This window comes from Allorhodopirellula heiligendammensis, assembly GCF_007860105.1.
Lineage (GTDB): Bacteria > Planctomycetota > Planctomycetia > Pirellulales > Pirellulaceae > Rhodopirellula > Rhodopirellula heiligendammensis.
This window is the reverse complement of sequence record NZ_SJPU01000002.1, coordinates 2,280,724-2,300,630: the sequence shown is the minus strand read 5'-3', so window position 1 is coordinate 2,300,630 and position 19,907 is coordinate 2,280,724. Positions and strand designations below refer to the sequence as shown.

Annotated in this window: 15 protein-coding genes; 10 read left to right on the top strand and 5 right to left on the bottom strand. The window is 56.5% G+C overall.

Annotation, left to right across the window (positions count from 1 at the left end; translation table 11 throughout):
• The first annotated feature begins 80 nt into the window (after positions 1-80).
• Positions 81-1,589 (top strand): DUF1570 domain-containing protein, encoded by a 1,509-nt coding sequence (locus Poly21_RS18680; RefSeq protein ID WP_146408361.1) that lies wholly within the window; start codon positions 81-83, stop codon positions 1,587-1,589.
• Here the strand turns inward: Poly21_RS18680 and clpB are convergent.
• Together clpB and dnaK are read right to left on the bottom strand one after the other, a co-directional pair.
• On the bottom strand, positions 1,579-4,236 hold the full coding sequence (gene clpB, locus Poly21_RS18675; protein WP_146408360.1) for an ATP-dependent chaperone ClpB: 2,658 nt from the start codon (positions 4,234-4,236) through the stop codon (positions 1,579-1,581). The two genes, Poly21_RS18680 and clpB, sit on opposite strands and share 11 nt — an antisense overlap.
• A 215-nt stretch (positions 4,237-4,451) precedes the next feature.
• Entirely contained in the window at positions 4,452-6,383 is a 1,932-nt protein-coding gene (dnaK, locus tag Poly21_RS18670; RefSeq protein WP_146408359.1) for a molecular chaperone DnaK, read from the bottom strand.
• A gap of 399 nt (positions 6,384-6,782) precedes the next feature.
• Here dnaK and Poly21_RS27705 point away from each other — a divergent pair, with 399 nt between their 5' ends.
• The gene (locus Poly21_RS27705; protein ID WP_302119558.1) at positions 6,783-6,935 is read left to right on the top strand and encodes a hypothetical protein; all 153 of its coding nucleotides are present in this window, start codon (positions 6,783-6,785) and stop codon (positions 6,933-6,935) included.
• A 94-nt stretch (positions 6,936-7,029) separates the two neighbouring features.
• Here the strand turns inward: Poly21_RS27705 and Poly21_RS18665 are convergent, their stop codons facing one another.
• The 3 genes from Poly21_RS18665 to Poly21_RS18655 all read right to left on the bottom strand — a co-directional run bounded on the left by Poly21_RS18665 (position 7,030) and on the right by Poly21_RS18655 (position 12,025).
• The gene (locus Poly21_RS18665) at positions 7,030-9,351 is read right to left on the bottom strand and encodes a peptidase M50 (protein ID WP_146408358.1); all 2,322 of its coding nucleotides are present in this window, start codon (positions 9,349-9,351) and stop codon (positions 7,030-7,032) included.
• Complete coding sequence (locus Poly21_RS18660) at positions 9,351-10,442, bottom strand: HlyD family secretion protein (protein WP_302119557.1); 1,092 nt, start codon at positions 10,440-10,442, stop codon at positions 9,351-9,353. The genes Poly21_RS18665 and Poly21_RS18660 overlap by 1 nt, the downstream gene beginning before the upstream one ends.
• Before the next feature lie 131 nt (positions 10,443-10,573).
• Positions 10,574-12,025: an efflux RND transporter periplasmic adaptor subunit gene (locus Poly21_RS18655; RefSeq protein ID WP_146408356.1), complete on the bottom strand. Its 1,452-nt coding sequence runs from the start codon at positions 12,023-12,025 to the stop codon at positions 10,574-10,576.
• 282 nt (positions 12,026-12,307) lie between these two features.
• Here Poly21_RS18655 and Poly21_RS18650 point away from each other — a divergent pair, with 282 nt between their 5' ends.
• The 8 genes from Poly21_RS18650 to Poly21_RS18620 all read left to right on the top strand — a co-directional run bounded on the left by Poly21_RS18650 (position 12,308) and on the right by Poly21_RS18620 (position 19,548).
• The gene (locus Poly21_RS18650; RefSeq protein WP_146408836.1) at positions 12,308-14,191 is read left to right on the top strand and encodes a TolC family protein; all 1,884 of its coding nucleotides are present in this window, start codon (positions 12,308-12,310) and stop codon (positions 14,189-14,191) included.
• A 175-nt stretch (positions 14,192-14,366) separates the two neighbouring features.
• A complete protein-coding gene (locus Poly21_RS18645; RefSeq protein ID WP_146408355.1) occupies positions 14,367-14,705 on the top strand; it encodes a hypothetical protein in 339 nt (112 codons plus the stop codon).
• 250 nt (positions 14,706-14,955) lie between these two features.
• Positions 14,956-15,291 carry a type II toxin-antitoxin system RelE/ParE family toxin gene (locus Poly21_RS18640; protein WP_302119553.1) on the top strand — a complete coding sequence of 112 codons (336 nt, stop codon included), beginning with the start codon at positions 14,956-14,958 and terminating at the stop codon, positions 15,289-15,291.
• A 58-nt stretch (positions 15,292-15,349) separates the two neighbouring features.
• Positions 15,350-16,435 carry a helix-turn-helix domain-containing protein gene (locus tag Poly21_RS18635; RefSeq protein ID WP_146408353.1) on the top strand — a complete coding sequence of 362 codons (1,086 nt, stop codon included), beginning with the start codon at positions 15,350-15,352 and terminating at the stop codon, positions 16,433-16,435.
• Positions 16,436-16,621: 186 nt separating this feature from the next.
• The gene (locus Poly21_RS18630; RefSeq protein ID WP_302119552.1) at positions 16,622-17,665 is read left to right on the top strand and encodes an ISL3 family transposase; all 1,044 of its coding nucleotides are present in this window, start codon (positions 16,622-16,624) and stop codon (positions 17,663-17,665) included.
• Entirely contained in the window at positions 17,640-17,834 is a 195-nt protein-coding gene (locus tag Poly21_RS27700; RefSeq protein ID WP_302119550.1) for a transposase, read from the top strand. Before Poly21_RS18630 ends, Poly21_RS27700 begins: the two co-directional genes overlap by 26 nt.
• 188 nt (positions 17,835-18,022) lie before the next feature.
• Positions 18,023-18,958 carry an NAD(P)H-binding protein gene (locus tag Poly21_RS18625; RefSeq protein ID WP_146408352.1) on the top strand — a complete coding sequence of 312 codons (936 nt, stop codon included), beginning with the start codon at positions 18,023-18,025 and terminating at the stop codon, positions 18,956-18,958.
• Positions 18,955-19,548, top strand: a complete 594-nt coding sequence (locus Poly21_RS18620) for a DUF1990 domain-containing protein (protein WP_146408351.1) — start codon at positions 18,955-18,957, stop codon at positions 19,546-19,548. The genes Poly21_RS18625 and Poly21_RS18620 overlap by 4 nt, the downstream gene beginning before the upstream one ends.
• Positions 19,549-19,907 lie beyond the last annotated feature (359 nt).

Sequence of the window (19,907 nt, the reverse complement as noted above, 5' to 3'; positions counted from 1 at the left end):
AGTTCAAAACGTGCATGCCATCGTTCAAGCTGTAACGCCAATCGATAACTGCCAAGATTCTTTTTCAAGGGCCATGAATCATGCCGCGCCCCGCCGTTTTTTGCAGCGTTGCTGTTGTTCTTTGTCTGCTGTTACCTGAGCTCAGCTCAACCGGCCAAGCTGATTACACCGTCTATCAATTGCCCGGCACATCCCTGCAATTGTTACTTGAGGGCTCGGTGACTTACCACGCGGGCGGGAACGTGACGCACCAGCATCCTCGCGGTTCACTGCATTTCAGTGCACAGGACATTCAGGTTCTCAAGAGCCCGACGCCGCAGAGCGTCTATGCCAAGCGACTTCGTGAAGTCCGCAAATTGGGCGATGTCAACGAGGTTCTGGAGCTAGCCAAGTGGGCGCTCAAGAACGGCATGCTCGAAGAGTCCAAGTCCCTGTTGAGCGTGGCGTGGAAGATTGACTCCAGCGACGAACGGCTCGTCAAGCTCGCGGACTTGATGCGATACATCAATCATTCGGTCCCTGACAATCCCGAAGTCGAACAGCACGCTCGACAGTTTGTCGGTAGCGATCGCATGGTCGCAACCCGCAGCAAACACTTCCTGCTACTGCATGATGCGAACACGGCCACCGACGAGGTGACCCACAAAACGCGGGCCGAGATGCGGCTGGAGCTACTCGAAAAGGTATACGAATCCTACTTATTGACGTTTGCCTTTGAAGGCGTCTTTCTGCGACCCCCAAACCAACCCTTGGAAGTGGTTCTGTTTAGCCGGCAAGCCGATTTCATGCAGATGGAACGCAGACTCGGTGGCTCGCTGAAACAGACAGCTGGTTTTTACCTGCCCAAAGAGAACATCTCGATGTTCTACGACTCCGGCACGTCCGAGGAATTTCAAGTCCTGATGGAGCTCGACCGCCAGCTCGTGAAGTTGCGAGAGACTGCCAAGCAGGCTCGCGGTCCCGGTGCCGGTCAGTTGATCCGGTTTGCCAAGACGATCGAGCTGCTGATTGACATCACCCGCGAGAGCGAAGATGTGTCCACCGTTTCGCATGAAGCGATCCATCATCTCGCTGCCAATACCGGCGTCTTCCCCCGGGACGGTGCTTTCGTACGCTGGGTCCACGAAGGGATGGCGTCCTATTTCGAGTCCGCCAAACTCGCCAAATGGAGCGGTGTGGGTGTGGTCGATTCGAGTCGGATCAGTTACTACCGCGTGCTGGAGGGCGACCCGCATCGTGGCAGCCTCGAATTCATTGTCTCGGATCTGGGGTTCCTGGTCGAAACGGCCCTCGGCGACCAGCTACCCGCGTACGGTCAAGCGTGGGCCCTAACTCATTTTCTTTTCAACGAGCACTTCATGGAACTCATGCAATACTACAAGAAAGTGGGGCAGTTGGAGGAACACGAGGGCGACATGACTGCTGCGATTTTGAAAGAGCGATCCGAAAATTTGCTTTCCGTTTTCGATGAATGTTTTGGGGATCGGACCAAGCTCGAAATGGAATGGCGACGCTACATGCGCACGCTACGAACAGATATGGAACGCTTGGCCGAGAACCGGGCCGGTGGAACCGGACCTACTCGCTGAACCGAAAACTCCCGTCGCGGAAGTCAACCTTGATCGTCGAACCCTCTGGGTAGCTGTTCCTCAGCAGTGCGCTGGCGAGTGGGTTTTGCACTTCGCGTTGGATGACGCGTTTGAGGGGGCGGGCGCCGTAGGCTGGGTCATAGCCGACTGCCGCGATCTCGTCGACTGCGGCGGGCGTGAGCTCGAGTGCCAATCCGCTGACGGCCAAACGACGGCGCAGTTCGTCGAGCTGAAGTTCGACGATGTGTCGAATCTGGGCCTGCTGCAGCGGATGAAAGACCACGATGTCGTCAACGCGGTTGAGGAACTCAGGAAGAAAGCGTGCCTTCAGAGCGTCGTGGACTGCCGCGCGCATTTCGTCTTCGTCACCACCCTCTTCGGTGACACGTTGGATCACTTGGCTCCCTACATTGCTGGTCATCACGATGACGGCGTTGGTGAAATCAACCGTCCGACCTTGGCCGTCGGTCAGGCGGCCGTCATCGAGGACTTGCAGCAGGATGTTAAACACGTCTGGATGGGCTTTCTCCATCTCGTCGAGCAAGATCACCGCATAGGGGCGACGGCGCACCGCCTCGGTGAGTTTGCCCCCTTCCTCATAGCCGACGTATCCGGGAGGTGCTCCGATCAACCTTGAAACGCTGTGTCGTTCCATGAACTCGCTCATGTCGATTCGAATCATGGCTGAATCGTCGTCGAACATGACTTCGGCGAGTGCCTTGCATAATTCCGTTTTCCCTACCCCGGTTGGACCGAGGAATAGGAATGATCCGATGGGGCGATGAGGGTCCTGCAATCCACTGCGACTGCGTCGGACAGCGTCTGAAACCGCTGCGACGGCTTCGTCTTGTCCGATCACGCGTCGGTGCAGACGCTCTTCCATGACGAGTAGTTTCGCACGCTCGGTTTCCATCATCCGCGAGACCGGAACTCCGGTCCAGGTACTAACGACTTCAGCGATCTCTTCTTCGGTTACTTCTTGGCGTAAGAGTCGGCGCGGCTCACGATCATCTTGGTCTATTTCACTGGATTGAGATTCGGCCTTGGCGGACTCAGCGGCTTCGGCTTCCTCAATGCGAGTTTGCAGTTCTCGCTGCCGGGATTGAACTTGCAGCATTTCCCGATAGAGCTCTTCGGGGCTCTCACCACGGAGTTGTTTCTCTTTCGCCTCGGAGTCAAGTTTCGCAAAGCGATGTTGCAGCTGCTCGGCTTCCTGGCGGATCGACTGAACATCATCGAGCCCCATCTTTTCGGCTTCCCACTGCTCTCGCAGGCTGGCCAATTCCGCCTTCACCTCGTCCATTTCTTCCTCAACGTCGGAACGCTTTTCAACGGCCGAGGCTTCACTTTCATCGACGAGTTGGCGATGGGCAAGCTCGAGTTGACGCAGGCGGCGCTGGAGGCGGTCGATCGGTTCAGGCACCGACTCCTTTTCCATCGCTAAGCGACTGGCGGCTTCGTCGACCAAGTCGATCGCTTTGTCAGGTAGAAATCGATCGGCGATATAACGGCTGGATAGGTTAGCGGCAGCCACCAGCGCGCTGTCGGTGATGCGGACACCATGATGTGATTCATAGCGAGATTTCAAGCCTCGCAGAATCGCGATCGTATCATCAATGTTTGGCTCACCGACGAAGACAGGCTGAAAACGACGCTCCAACGCGGCATCCTTTTCGATGTGTTGTCGGTACTCGTCGAGTGTGGTGGCCCCGATGCAGCGTAGGGTGCCGCGTGCCAGTTCGGGTTTGAGTAGGTTCGCCGCGTCGGCGGAACCCTCGGCGTTGCCTGCCCCGACGACTAAGTGCAGTTCGTCGATGAATAACACCACGCCGCCATCGGAATCCTTGACCTCGCGGAGTACTGCCTTGAGTCGCTCTTCGAAATCGCCCCGGAACTTCGCGCCAGCTACCAACGCGCCCATGTCCAACGAGATGACACGTTTCCCTTTGAGGCTCTGAGGCACATCGCCTTCAAAGATGCGCAGTGCGAGCCCTTCAGCAATGGCGGTTTTCCCGACACCGGGCTGGCCGATTAAAACGGGATTATTCTTCGTTCGCCGCGACAGTACTTGGATGACTCGGCGAATCTCGTTGTCGCGACCGATTACCGGGTCGAGTTTACCGGTCTCGGCGAGCTGGGTGAGGTCGATGCCGTATTTTTCGAGAGCTTGGTAGGTCGACTCCGCGTTGGGATCCGTCACTCGCGCCGAGCCACGGATCTCGCTGGTCGCTTTGAGCAGATCGTCAGCGGTCACGCCGGACATCGCGAGCAAATTCTTGGCGGTGTTTTCGATCCGCACCAATCCGAGCAGCAAATGCTCCGTGCTGACGTACTCATCCTTGAGCGACTTGGCCGCTTCATCGGCGGACTGAAAAACCTCTTGCAGCTTTGCACTCACTCGAGGCTGGCCGCCGCCGCTGCTGCGAGGCAGTTTTTCGAGTTCACTCGTGATCAACGCTTGCAGCGATTTCGTGTCGACGTTGAGCTTGTCGAGCAGCGGTTTAGTGATACCGCCGGATTGGGCCATTGCCGCCGCAAACAAATGCAGCGGAGTGATCTCCGCGTTTCCTGAAGCAGTTGCCTGAGCTTGCGCCTCGGCAACCGTGCTCTGCGCTTGAGTGGTCAGCTTATCAAATCGAAACGCCATGAGACTGCTCCGCAGTGAGGATTCGAATCTCTCCGAGACTCCAATGCGTGTCCCGGCGAACATCGACGATGAATGGAAGTGTTTGGTAATGGCTGCCTGTGATGGGAGTAGGCGAGTCTATTGGAGACTCGCCCTACGTGCCTCAGGAGGCACGTCTACTCAATAATCCAAACCTACGGGCCGGTGGCCCGTGTAGAGAAAGCTAGATGCTATTCCTATTCCTTGACTTCGAATTCCGCGTCAACCGCGTCATCATCGTCACCGGAGGATGCACCGGCGCCAGCGGCGGGACCGTCGGCCGACTCGCCTGCCGCATCGGTCTTTTCGTAGAGGACCTTGCTGAACGCCTGCGAGGCGGCATCGAGCTCATCGGAAGCCGACTTGATGGCAGCCAAGTCGTCGCCTTCGGCGGCCTTCTTGACTTTTTCGATCGCGGCGTTCATCGGTGCCTTATCGGCATCGGTGAGTTTCTCGCCGTTCTCGGTCATCAATTTCTCAAGTTGGTAAACCTGCTGGCTGACCTTGTTGCGAGCTTCGACGAGTTCGAACTGACGTTTGTCATCTTCCGCATTCGCTTCGGCATCCTTCTTCATCTGCGCGATGTCATCGTCTGACAATGCACCACTGTCCTTGATCTCGACGTGGGCTTCCTTCCCGGTTTTGAGCTCCTTGGCCGACACGCTAAGGATACCGTTCTGGTCGATGTCAAACTTGACTTCAATCTGTGGTACACCTCGTGGCGACGGGGGGATGCCGTCAAGGTTGAATTCAGCGAGCAGGCGGTTGGCGTTCGCCATCTTGCGTTCGCCCTGGAAGACTCGGACGGTGACGGCGGTCTGATTGTCTGCAGCGGTGCTAAACACGTTTTTCTTTTCCGCTGGCACGGTCGTGTTACGTTCCACCAGTGCGGTCATGACGCCACCTTCGGTTTCGATACCGAGGGTCAGCGGCGTGACGTCGAGCAACAGCACATCGGTACGATCGCCAGCCAAAACGCTACCTTGAATCGCGGCACCAATGGCCACAACTTCATCGGGGTTAACGCCTTGGTGAGGCTCTTTGCCGAAGATTTCCTTCACGGCTTGTCGCACCTTGGGCACCCGAGTACTACCGCCGACCAACACGATTTCATCGATGTCACTCGGGCTCATGCCAGCATCTTTCAGAGCTTGCAAGACCGGGCCACGGCAGCGATCGACGAGCTTGTCGATCAGCTCTTCGAACTTCGAACGCGTGATCTTCATGGTCAGGTGTTTCGGGCCGGATGCGTCCATCGTGATGAACGGCAGGTTGATATCCGTTTCCGGCAGCGTGCTGAGTTCCTTCTTGGCTTTTTCACAGGCTTCCTGAAGTCGTTGCAACGCCATGGCATCGTTACGCAGGTCGATCCCGTTGTCTTTCTTGAATTCGTCAGCAACGTAGTGGATCAAGGCTTCGTCAAAATCGTCGCCGCCCAGGTGGGTATCCCCTGAGGTCGAGATGACTTGGAAGACGCGGCTCTCTTGCTCCTCATCGCCACTATCGGCCACTTCCAGGACCGAAACGTCGAACGTTCCACCGCCGAGGTCAAACACGATGATGCTCTCGTCTTTCTTCTTGTCCAGGCCGTATGCGAGTGCGGCAGCGGTCGGCTCGTTGATGATCCGCGCCACTTCCAATCCCGCGATCTGGCCAGCATCTTTGGTCGCTTGACGCTGGGCATCATTGAAATACGCCGGCACGGTGATGACGGCCTTATTAACTTTATGTCCGAGGTAGGATTCTGCCGACTCTTTGAGTTTGCGCAGTACCTTGGCCGAGATTTCTTGGGGCGTGTATTCGTTGTCGCCGACTTGGATCTTTACGTAGTCGCCCGCACCGCCGGTGATACCATACGGTACCATCTTCTCTTCCGATTCGACTTCGCTGTGCCGTCGGCCCATGAATCGCTTGACCGAATAGACGGTGCGTTTAGGGTTGGTGACCGCTTGCCGGCGAGCCGGTTCCCCGACGATCGTTTCTTGCTTGTCGGTAAAGGCCACGACGCTCGGTGTGAGCCGGTTGCCTTCCGCGTTTGGAATTACCTTCGGTTCGCTACCTTCCATGATCGACACGACGCTGTTCGTGGTGCCGAGGTCGATGCCGATAATTTTTTCGCCTTGTGCCATAATGTTTTCTCCGCAGGGCAGTGTGCCCCGCAGCAAGCGAGGCTAGTTCGTTTAAGAAAATGTGGGTGATGGGTTGTCAACGAACCAAGGGTGACAGGGATCGTTGGTTGATCAGGGTGTCAGACTTTTTCAACGGGACAGGGGAAAGGCAAGAACTGTGCCAGACCGCGAAATTACGCTGAATTGAGCCCCATGCCAAACCTGCACTCCGCTGGAAATGCGGCTTTTTGTTAAAATAAAATGCGTTTTGACATCCATGAAAAAGTTTTTGCAGCAAAATTGGCAGCCCTAGGTTTTCAGGGAACTCGGCCAAATATGGCGTGTGTCAAAATGGCAGTTTACGCGCTCGCGCGACGTAGGTGTTCGCGGACGATTCCCCAGGCGTCGCACCCAGACTCCGTGATGGATATCTTCGGCGATGGGGAAACGGCGATGGGGAAACGGCGATGGGGAAACACTGACCCGGAAGTACCGGAGACGCTCGTCGCCGAAGTTCGTGGAGCAGCTGAACAAACTCTTAAACCAGCGGATGCTTACATCAGCGGCACCTGAATCGGAATGCGTGCTTCCTTCCGATGAGCCGGTTTTGTTGATCGGAACGCACAGGGGGTAATCGCAACCGTTCCTTAACTTGGGGCGTTTGGCCTTACTGCTGAAACCATCGTCGCCAGCGCGACCATAATGAACTCGCAGGGAACCGGATTCGAGCTGGTGTGACGAGTCGTGCCGGAAGGGTGGTCTTGGAGCTCACGCTCTCCAGCGCGACGATGACCTCATAGTGAACCGTACCGACCATCGTGCTATCGCGGTCAATCGGATCACTGCCGAGCCAACCTGCGGCTAAGACTTCTTCCGGGGCACTATCGACGGGGTCTGCTGAGATCGATGCAACTCGCCCGCGAATCGATCCCCGGGGTAAGCCGCCATATCCGAATATGACTGATTGCCCGATCCGGACTTCGTCGATGGTATGTTCGGGGACATAGAGTGAGGCGACACGGCGATCAGGACTGCCGACACGACCGAGGAGCGTGCCCTCGCCCAGCGTCGCACCGACGTTGGCTGGTTGGAGTGGCGTACCGGTCCAACCCCAGCGGCCTGCGATTTGTTCTTGTCGAGAGACGTGCCGTAGCGGCGGCGCAAAAAGTTTTTCCTGGGGAGCTATGGAGATGGAGAGCTGATCAAGACGATTGACCAGCGTGCGGTGATTCTCCTGCTCGCTGGCGATCTGATCGGCGAGGATCGGTTGGATCAACGATAGTGAAGGGTGGTCGATGCGATCAACGCGACTGGCAGCCAACTCTGACTCCAGTTCTGCGATGCGACCCCGCGACGCCAACTCCTTTATTCGTAACCGCCAGTCATCCAGGCGGACCTGAGTTTCCGTTTCCTGCGGGAGCAAGATTCCCGCAGTCGAGAGATAGATTGGTCGCTCACCAAGCGGACGAATCAGACTGCCAACCCGCACGCTATGGGGTAGCGGGACCAAGGTCAACACGAGTATGCCGAGCAGGATTGCGACCGATAGAATGCCGCCTCCCCAACGGGCGTCGTGAGACTGGTGCGCGCGTGGTCCACTCATCACGAGGTTGGCCCACCGCTGCCGCAATACTGTAAACCCGAGTACGAGTACGATCGGTAATGCGGCACCGTAGCCAATCGAAACCTTCAGGAACGAGAATACCGCCCAACCGATCACGCCTAATACGAACAGGCGGTAGGCGTTACTGGCGATACCATAGGCAACCAACCACTTCTGGGGCGATGCGGATGCAGGACTTTCGCTCCGAGTACCGCACCAGTTTGACCAGGTGCGGCGGATCGCAAGGTTTGCTTCGTCAGCAAGATTCGGTACGCCAGTGGCGTCCGAAAGGATGTAGTAGCCGTCATACCGCAGTAGCGGGTTGGCATTGATCAAGAACGTATTGACGGACGCCACCACGACGATCAGCGTGGAGACATCATGCAGCAATCCCGGCCGAGTTGCCGCCCACACGAGCGCGGCAACAGCGGCTACCATCCACTCGGCGATTACCCCTGCAGCGGACACGAGGATTCGATCTCGGCGTCGCGGCATCAGCCATGCGTCACTGACATCGCAGTACAAGCACGGGATTCCAAATAACAGCAGGACGCCGATCTCGCGGCAGCGGCCACCGAGCCTGTGGCAGACCCACGCGTGGGCGAGTTCGTGAAATATTTTTGTGACGGCAATTGCGGAAGCAAACACTAGCAGTGTGCTAGCCAGGGGCCCGGTCGCCCACGGGCTGGTTGACTTCGCCAACGGCGCCGCCAAATGCGAACCTGCGTTCGCTAAGTCATCGATGAAGTCCTGTTGCCGCAGCATGATGCTCAGGGCAGCGAGAAAGATGATCGCTGCCACGACTGTCATGATGGCGACCGTCGTTCCACGCTCAGTTCGCAATGTGTCAGGTACTGCTGCTACAGAGCGGAGGTCATCGATCTGTTGTGGTTCGGGTGCGAGGCGAGCGGTGGCTGCATCACTGCCCCTTGTCGCTCGATGGAGCTGCGCTGGTCTGCCCCGGCGCGGGCGTCCGCTGGGGGTAAAAAGACCTGCCGACAGCTGGAACAGTGCATGGCGGTCTGGGGTGATGCCTGGCAATCGAATCACCAGCGGGTTTTTCCACCAGGCGGTTCGGGTCGGTGGTGGCGCGGGTCGCCATGCCGGCGATGCTGCGACGCCATCGGTTGTGACGAGAATGCCAGCCCTGGTGGCAGACGAGAGAAATTGAGCCAGGACGGCTGGCGGCAGGCGATCGCGGTAATACGCTGCTAAGTTGGCAAATGCGACGCTGCTTCGCAGGCGACGCAAGATCGCAAATTCGGCCTCCTCAAAGAAATGAAGTCGCCTCGACAGCGGGTCTTTCAGGACCCACACACAGCGATCACGCAGGGAGATTCGCCGCATGATGAGATCGGGGCGTAACTGCAAACGGGGGACGGACATCAGCGAGCCTCCACCGAGGCTTTCGATCCAGGATAGATTTTGCCGTCGCGGTTATCAAATTCAATCCAGATGCGGACCTCCCCGGTCACGGCATCCAGCTCGGGGCTCACGAAACGCTGGACACCATCGCGTTGGATTGTGGTGCCGTCACTGTTGGTGACCCTGACGACCACACTGTTCGCGTTTCGCAGCCTGTGGGCATGTTCGGACGTCACGTAGCCTTCGGCCCGAAGGCGTTCACGACCAATGATTCTCGCGATAACCTGTCCGCTGCGGACCCAGTCTCCCACGCCCGCGGAGATCGAGACAACCGTACCGTCGATGGGCGATTGCAAATGGTGGTCGTCACTGACCACGCGTGCCAAGTCCAATTTGAGACCTTGGATTTTTGCTTCGAGTGCTCGCACTTCGTTTGCCGCTTTCGCAGCGTGCAGGCTCACACGGGCGGACTCGAGTTGCCACTGCAGGGTTTTGCCCATGGCTTGGTCGAGCCGCACGTCGATCGCCGCCATCTCAAGTTGAAAGATGGCTTCTCGAGTCTCCAGTTGGCAGCGCTCGTAGGCGAGTTGTAGCCCTTCGATTTCAGACTCAGACACAGCGTCGACAAAGTTCTGGCGAGCGGATTCAGCCCGCTGCCACTCATTCTTCGCGACCAACTCTGCTTTCTCGGCGGCTTGAATTTTGAGTTCATTCGCGGCGCGGCGGCGATTAAGTTCACTCCGGATTTCATGCTCGGCGATCGTTTGCTCCTGCTCGGCGACAGCCACCTTGGCGGCGTCCACTGCACTTGTCTCCACCTGTCGATGAGTTGCGATCTCAGCAGCCTGCTGAGCCAAAGATTGCTCCAGTTGTGCCTTACGATCATCAAGTTGGATGATGACGTCGCCGGCACTGACGGTCTCTCCCTCCCCAACAACAACTTCACTAACTGATCCTTCGATCGCCGCAGCAATGGACGCTTCGTCCATCAGAACAACGACGAGACCGCCGATGCTGCCAGCGGAATCTGGAGTCTGAGCGACTGCTTGAACGTGAATGAAGAGGAGTGGAAGCAGGAACAAGCACGCTTGAATTCGCTGCGTAACACGCATTTGATTCGCCGTTGGAATACGAACGCGGGTTTGGGGGAGAAGAGACCACGAGCCGCGCTTATCGCTCATACGTCGTAACGCCATTGACGCAGAATCGAATATCTTGACGAATTCCCGTTTTAGATTGATGTTTACCATCCGTAACTCCGGAGAAATTCAATGAAGGGGCGAAACCAGATGAAGCCTAACGAGCGACGGCCCACTTCAATCGTCCCAACCACGGTGGCTCCGACGTGCACATCATCCGGTAGAGGGACATCGATGGGAATGATGACTTCAATCACGGCTTTGCCTCGTTCATTCAGCTGGACAGTATCGGCAACGCGGCCAACCCTGCAACTGAACTGGACATCGGGAGATGCCAGTAACCGCAAGTCGCTGATCGGGTTAGCCTGCTCGGTATTGAGCACCCGGCGTAGGTAAGCGTCGTCGTTTTCAGGTAGATCGATGATGGCAGCATATCCAGCAGTTAAATCAGCGAGCTGCATCAACCACTGGCTCTGGCTGATCGTTTGGCCAACCAGCTCGGATTGTTCGTCGCGGAGAATGATGCGACCATCGATTGACGCTCGAATCGTCAAGGATTCTCGGACCTCACTCATGAGGTCGGCTTGTGCTTGCAAAGAATGAATGCGGGAACGAAGTACCATCTGGCGCGATCGGCTTTGGGCTGCATCCTGTGAATGACCCATTGATGAGGCATGGGTAGACTCAGCGGCGGCCGAGTCGGATTGCCGCAATCGCAATGTGGCGAGCTCAGTTTCCGCAGCAGCGAGTTCGCCGACGAGACGTTCTTGCTGGAGGTCGATCTCGACACTACGAAGTTCTGCTAAGGCGGCACCTTGGGCAACGACATCACCGTCACTCGCGTGCATTTCTACGAGCGTACCGGCGGCGGGTGCGAAGACGCCAAACGACTTGGCTGGCTCCAGTCGCCCCTCAACAGACAGTCGGAACGGAACAGGAATGCTGAGTAGCAATGCGAAACCAATGCCGATCCCAGCGACCACGGCGAGACGCTTCCAATTGGGGGCGTGTCGCCACCATGCCGTGGCTCGCCGCTCCGATTTGGCAGCCCGTTGCCGCAATGCGGACGCAACCTCCGTCGCGGCCACGTCGATCTCGCGCCGCGTGCTGGCCAGTGATGCGGCGAGTGAGTTTGGTTTGGATGTGTAGCGTTGCAGTACGATTGCCGCCTCGATGTTGTCAATCGAGTCACGGTCGGTGACTGGGATCGCCAAGGTCTCGGTCGCATCCGTCAGGTCCGAAGGCATCTCTATCGACTGTCGTTCCACCTGAACGTCGGTGCCTGTGCGGCACACCTCGTCGGCGAGTTGTCTCAACCAGCCAGCCTCCGAGGAGCGCGGATCGATCGCTGGAGTCGTCGACGTGGCAACGACTTGGGACGTAGGACCATGCTTGACTACAAAGCTAACCCGATCGGCTGCGACCACCCGCGAGATTTCGCCACACAGACTTTGCGCGCGAACGATGGGATCCGCTAAAGCGTCGGTACCGCGTAGCCACGCGAGTTCGAAACGTTCACTGAGACGATCGGCGTTGGGGTCGGGCGGGTGACTCATCGACGTATCTTAACTGGTAGGGGTCTGAATCTTGTACACGCGTTCGAGTTTCACGGTGTGAAACACAGTGAGGCGTCGTTTCGTAACGATTTCACTGGATGCAGTCGTAGGGAATCGTCGAATAAAGACGGGTGTACGGATTGTGACATCTGTCGGACATCGACTCTATAACGCAGCATTTTGATCGCATCATCGAAATCGACCGGCCAACCGAATCCTGGCAGAGCAACAGGGTTACGGGAATCGCTAGGGGACGGACTGATGTCCGATTCACCCCCGGTCATGCTGGCCGGTGATGGAGTCGAGTCTGCCCGTCGACTGCGTGATTCGCGGCATCGCTGGCCGCTGTTCTCCATTGTCCTATGGTCCCTTGTCACCGGTGCTTTATTATCGGCCTTCGCGGGGCTGTTGGGGTGTCGCGCCGTCAAGAGCTTGCCTGAAACGGTTGGCAATGATACCGCCTGCGTCGACGCGATCATGGCCAATGTTGACGCTGGGGCTCCTCCTGGGCAAGCCGCCGAAGCGATTGCGCTGACGACCGCACCGCTGCCCCCGATCACAATCCGAGATGCCACTTCACTCGAAAATGCAGCCTATCGCGACTTGACGCTGCGTGAAACGATCTTAATCGCGCTGTCCAATTCGGAGGTGCTTCGAGATCTCAACGCCACCGTGCTGCGAGCTCCCGAGCAAGTCGCTAGTCAGCAGACCTTACCTCTGGTGCAAACCAACCCGCAGCTCGGTATCGAGGCGGCTCTCTCCGCGTTCGACGCTCAGCTGTATGCGATGGGACAATGGCAGAACAACGATCGCCAGTTCAATAACCGATTCTTCGGCGGGGGGGCCAACGCCTTCCAGCAAGATCTACACGACTACGTTTTTCAAACCTCCAAGCGAACGGCCACGGGGGCTGAGTTGGCGCTTCGCAGTGTGACGGATTACGACGCGAACAACGCGACGGGAAACCTCGTTCCAAGCGCGTGGCAGTCTCAGTTTCAAGCTGAGATCCGTCAACCGTTGTTGCGTGGAGGTGGACTTACGTTCAACCGCATTGCCGGGGCGGCTGCCCTGCCAGGCGTCTACAATGGCGTGTTGATTGCTAAAACCAACAACGACATGTCGGTCGCGGTGTTCCGCCGTAATACCCGAAACTACATTAGCAACGTGGCCAACGCCTACTGGGATCTTGCGTTTGCTTATCGCGATGTCGACGCCCGGGCCGAGGCTCTCGAACGAAGTCGCCTCACTTGGCGCAGCTATGATGCCCAGAAAACCTCGAATCGCCGTGGTGGCTCTGCAGAAGCGCTCGCCCGAGAGCAGTACTACCGATTTCAAGGCGAATACCAAGATGCAGTCGCTGGGAAATTGGTGCAGCGGACGCAAATTTACAACGCGACTTCCGGCGGTACGTTCTCAGGGGTTGGCGGCGTCCTGGCGAGCGAACGTCGTTTACGATTGCTGATCGGACTGCCTGTTAGCGATGGAGTGCTGCTGCGGCCCGTTGATGAACCCACCACTGCCCCGGTGATTTTTGATACCGATTCCCTGTCAGCTCAAGCCATCCGGATGAGAGCTGAGTTGCAAGAACAGCGACTGCTCGTCAAGCGGCGGGAAATGGAATTGCTTGCTGCAAAGAACTTCCTACTGCCCACACTCGACCTGACATCGACATATCGAATTCGTGGATTGGGATCCGATCTCGCTGGGACGGGATCCGCGTTTGAAGAGATCGGCGACACACGATTTCAAGAGTATCAGGGTGGCCTGGAATTCCGAATGCCTGTTGGATTTCGACAAGCACACGCGGCCGTCCAGCACGCAAAGCTGCAGATCGCGAGGGACCAAGCATTACTGCGCGAGCAGGAGCGCCAGATTATCCATGATCTGCTAAGTGTTATCGCCGAAACCGACCGCTCCTATGCCCTGGCAGAAACGAGTTTAAATCGATATCTCGCAGCGAAGGATGCGCTCGATACACTCGAAGCCAACCGCGAAGCGGGGCTGCCGATCAGTCTGGTCGAGCTGCTCGATACCCAGCGACGCCTCAGTGAAGCACAGGTCCGTTATTATCTCGCAGTGACCGAGTACATGGTCGCGCTCAAAAACGTGCAGTTCGAGACGGGCACGCTTCTCAACGATACCGAAATCATGATTGCCGGCGGTTGAGCTTAGACGCTCAAGTATTCGGGGTTGTGAGCTCTCTGACTTGAGTGATCGTTCTTCCGCACCCTCTAATCATTGCAGTCTTTCTCCCCTGTGCTGCTCCAGCCTTCCCAGATTGAGCTATTAATCTCGGTGAAGTACAACTCCCCGTTGTGATTTCACAACGGGAGTGGTGCGGATGGCGGAAAAGCGAGTATTGGTGCAGTGGATTGGGCATAGTGACCTGCGGGCACTGGCCGCCGCTTCGTCTGCATCTCGGGCAAAAAAGATCCTGGAGGCTATTCGCTCTGGACCTTCAGAGCCTGATGATCTCGGGCCGACAAAGACCCTTCTCAGTCAGCAGAATTTTGACGAGGTTCGACTTCTCACGAACTACAACACTGAGACCAATAAATGGTTTGCTGCCTGGGCCGGGCATCGTGACAACACACCTTTCGTCGCGTTGCGTCTGGTGGATGCAGATCGTCTCGTACACCTCGGACTTGCGCCCGAGGCTGTCGCATACCGTCGCGATTGAGACTGCGGAGGCTGACAGAACCCCGCCCAAAGTGTTCACGTTCGCACGCCTAAGTCGCCTCCAAAGATTGAACAGATCAGCACCAGGCCATTTGCTGCACCTTACCGAGTGACCGTCTTGATTGCCGGCTGATTTAACCGAAAAGTCAACCCCGATGCCCCGTTTTGCCACTTGGCTACACTTTCGCTATGCTTTGTGTTATTGCTTTTTGTTTACCAGTTCGGTAAACTATTTCTCAAGGACATCTCCGTTGCAGATCGAATTTACCAACAAGAAACTTTGCAAAATTTGCTCGTCCGCGACGGAGTCACAGGCGAAGTTCGGCAAGCCCATGGCTCTGAAGTTGCAGATGCGACTAGGGCAAATGCAAGCTGCCGAGACGCTTGCTGACTTGCTCCTCGTCCCAGGAGCACGTTGTCACGCCCTAACCGGAAACCTGAAAGGGAAGTTTGCCGTGGATCTCGCACATCCATATCGCCTGATTTTCTCACCGGATCACGACCCACTTCCCCGCAAGAAAGACGGAGGGCTGATTCTGGAGGAGGTCACGGCGGTAGTGATTCAGGCAATCAAGGATTACCACTGAGCCGCGATGGAGCGAAACGACCCTAAATATACACAACGCATAAAAAACGGCAGCACCGATGGCAACCAACGCAAAACGATACCGCTACGAACCGGACTTTGCCGTCCCACCTGGAGCAACGCTCCGGGAAACGATCGACGAACTGGGGATTGACCAACGAGAACTCGCCGAGCGAACAGGCCTGGCGACCAAGACCCTCAATCAAATCATCAAGGGCAAGGCCCCGTTAACGCAGCAAACGGCAATGCTGCTGGAACGTGTAACCAACGTTCCCGCCAGAATCTGGAACAACTTGGAAGCGGAGTATCAAGAGCAGTTGGCTCGCCTTCAAGCTCGCGAAGAGCTTGCGAAAGATATTGAGTGGCTGAAGCTGGTTCCCACCAACGAACTAGTCAAACGCGGGTACCTCGAAGCTACGCAGGACAAGATCTCTCTTCTCGAACAAACGCTGAGCTTCTTTCGGGTGGCAACTGTTGGAGCATGGAGGGACGGTTGGTGCGAAGGTCAGTTTTCTTTTCGGAAGTCACAAGATGCGTCGTGTCTGGACTGCCGGCTGGCAACTTGGCTTAGGATCGCCGAAAAAGAGTCCGAATCGATCGAAGCCCAACACTTCAATAGACGAGCATTTGCAGCGGCTGTTTCCGAGATTCGTGAGCTGACAATGGAAGCACCAGGCGTTTTTATTCCCAAGATGAAGGAAGCATTCGCAGCATCAGGTGTTGCCTTGTGCTTGGTGCCGGAAATCAAGGGTGGGAAAATCAACGGAGCGGCACGATGGCTATCCCCGCACAAAGCGATGATTGCGGTCAATCTTCGAGGCAAAATGAATGACATTTTCTGGTTCACGTTGTTTCACGAAGCCGGGCATATTCTTAGTGACAGTAAGAAGCAAACTTACATTGATGTGAGGTACTCAGATGACCCGCGAGAGGCTGCCGCCAATAAATTCGCTCGCGAGCTTCTCATTCCGCGTGAGTTCGACGCTGCTCTAAAAACAACCAAGTCCATTAGTGCCGTGCTGGCGTTGGCGGAAGAACTTAGGATTGCTCCGGGGATTCTGGTGGGACGATTGCAGCATGAAAAAATCATCGGCTATCAACATCTAAATGGCCTTAAGCAAAAGTTCAACTGGGCGAAGGAATAGCCACGAACAGTGCATTTTGAAGGGATGGCAGCGAACTCCCAACGTGACAAGGATGTCGAGAAAGTAGGCTCATCCAACTGACGGGTGCGCGAGGCTGGGGGCGATCGAGAATGTGGTGTATGGAAGAAAAAGCGTGGACATGCGATCTTTCGAGGAGATTTCTCACGTCTTCTTTGAAAAATGCACATGTCCACCACCTTGTTGTATCAGTCCTTTGGCATCCGTGGCTTCCAGCAGACGCGGATTGAGTTCTCCAAAGGCGTCACACGATTTTATGTCCAGCCAAGCGAAAAGGCGATTTACTGTCCATCGTGCGATAGCCGGAACGTGATCCGTCGAGAGCTCAGGCAACGAGAATTTCGAGCTTCTCCGATCGGCCTAAAACGGACCGTAGTCGTCGCCTCCTCGCCTCGCGTGCAGTGCAATGATTGCGGGGCCGTTCGCCAAATCCAAATTGAATTTGCCGCCGCCCGCCGAAGCTACACCAAGGGCTGGGGGAAATACGCTTTGCAGTTAACTCGAAGCATGACGAGAAAGGACGTTGCTGATCTGCTTGGCGTTACCTGGGATGTGATCAAAGAAATCAAAAAGACGGACCTCCAGCGGCGATTTGCCAATCCTTCCCTGAAAGACGTACGGCGAATCGCCATCGATGAGATCTGCATTGGCAAAGGTCACCGCTACGTGACGCTGGTGATGGACCTGGACAGCGGTGCGATTATCTTCGTGGGAGAAGGCAAATCGGCCGATTCGCTGGTACCTTTTTGGAAACGACTGGGCCGTCGGCGGCATCGCATCGAAGCGGTTGCGATGGACATGTCCAGCGCCTACATCCTTGCGGTGCGTGGGAACCTTCCTAACGCCGATATCGTGTTTGACCGCTTCCATGTCGTGAAATTAATGAACGAAAAGTTGACGACGTTCCGTCGGCAACTCTTCCAGAAAGCGACCGCCGCTGAAAAGTCGGTGCTCAAGGGGAGTCGATGGCTGCTGCTGAAGAATCCCGAGAACCTACGTGCAGATCGCAACGAGGAAGCACACCTGGCCGCGGCCTTGGAACTCAATGAGCCGCTAGCCACGGCGTATTATCTCAAGGAGGAGCTGCGAATGTTTTGGAGGTATACGTTTCGCTGGCCGGCCCAGTTGTTCCTGCGGTCTTGGTGTGAGCGAGCGATAGCGACCGGACTGGCCCCTCCGCAAAACAATGGCCAAGACGTTGATGCGGCATGAAGAGGGACTGATGAACTATTTTGCGCACCGGATATCATCCGGACCGATGGAGGGCACCAGCAACAAAATCAAGACTGTCCAAAGGCAATCCTACGGTATCCGCGACCGTGAGTATTTTGAGCTCACGCTCTACTCGCTCCATCAAACAGAGTACGCTTTCGCTGGATGAGCCATGATTTCCCGATTTCCTATGTAGCGATGAAGGTATTGAGCGAGGCATCATTTAAATTATTCCTAAAGAAGCCGTTGCTGCGGTGATCAGTAGTCAGGGCGATTCGTCGCGTAGTCCGAGGGATTAAGCCGGCTTTGCAGGACGTGCGCGAGTTATGTATGGGAACACTATGCGGTTAGTACACGATGGACTCAATTATGTTTGACGAGCGACGTCATGTTCTGCTGACTGGCGCGACTGGACACGTGGGCGGTGCGTTATTGCCGCGGCTCCTCGAGGCCGGTTTCTATGTTCGTTGCATGACGCGCGATCGCACGAAGAGCGAATTTAGGGAGGACGAACGGATTTCGGTGATCGAAGCTGACGTGCTGCAGCCTGATTCGTTGAGACGGGCCATGGAGGGGTGCGATCTAGCGTACTATCTGGTGCACTCGATGTCGGGTGACGGTGATTTTGCTCAGCGAGATCGCAGGGCGGCCGGTCATTTTCGTGATGCAGCCGCTGAGGCCGGACTCGATCGGCTAATTTATCTTGGGGGCCTCGGTCGGGAGGCTGATGGGCTGTCGGAGCATTTGCGCAGTCGCCAAGAGGTCGGACGAATTCTGCGGCAGGGTCGCGTTCCTACGATTGAGTTTCGCGCGGCGATGGTGATTGGGGCGGGAAGTCTCTCTTTCGAAATGGTTAAGAATCTTTGTCACCGTCTGCCAGTAATGATCTGTCCTCAATGGCTCTCCACGCAGACCCAACCTATCGGTACTGCCGACTTGGTGCGCTACCTGATGGCCGCAGCGGATATTGAACTGTCCGCATCGGAGATTGTCGAAATCGGCACCCCCGACACGACAACCTACCGTGAGATATTGGCTGAGTATTCCCAACAAAATGGCCTGCGACGCGTCTTCATTCCGGTTCCGTTTTTAACTCCCTGGCTATCTGGATTGTGGCTGTCGCTGGTGACCCCCGAAACTGCTCGCATCGGTTCGGACATGGTGACGGGACTGGCCAATCCGACGATCGTAACGGATTCTTCCGCCGAGCGTTTTCAGATCGATGCAATGTCGGTTGATGCCGCCATTGCCAGGGCTCTCGCCGGAGAAGCTGCGGGACATGCGAAGGCATGATCACACTGCGACGACCCACCGAACTTGAGCTGCTGAGATGCACACGCAATCAGAGTAATGACGCGCTGTCGTATCAAGAGGTCGGTGAAACCTGGGGTGCGATGCCGGCGAATTATTTTCACAACGAACACGCTGTCGATCTGGGGCGTGGAGAGGCGTGCTTTGCCGCTGCGTGTGAAAATTTGCAGCAAGGTCGCTGTCTGCAACTTCCATGGGTTTCGCTGTTTCGCGACGGGCCACTGTTCGTTGGCCAAGACACCGCCATCGTCGCGCGTGTGATGCGAGTGTGGACGCTCAATTGCTGCCGCGTCGTGGATGTGAGGTCCCCCACCAAGACGGACGGTGGTCACTGTTTCTCATTCGCTGTGGGCACGCTGGGGCGGCACATCATGATTGGCGAGGAACGGTTCACCGTGGCATTCGATCCGAACACTGAAAAGGTTCGATTTTCAATTCGCTCGTTCTCACGTGCGAGCAGCATTGCGGCCGGAATTGGAACGCCCGTGATTCGCTACTACCAACGACGCTTCGTCGACAGCGTTGCTCGAGCCATGCAACAGGACCTCCAAGCTACCGCGACAAGCGGGTAGCTACGCTCCTGAGAATGCGAATTCAACATCATGGCTGGGGCCGCTGCTTGTGCGTTGACCCGTTCAGCGAAGTCAGGTAGTCGGGTGACGGACCAACGTAACATTGGCAATGTTTGCAGACGGTTGAGGCCTCGGGAACATTGCGTGAGCAGAGTGGACATTGCCGCATCGCCGGCAGTTCTTCATGTGCCGCCTTTTCATGCGGGGGAGGATACTCGCCAAGGATGCGCATGACCCCTGTATCCGACAGCGTGTCGCGTTGCCGGGGCGGCGACGACTGTGGTTTAGCAATTGAAGCGTCTTGATGTGCCGTATGATGCATTTATTCCATCTCCCAACGCGGAGTGAGTTGTTTGTGC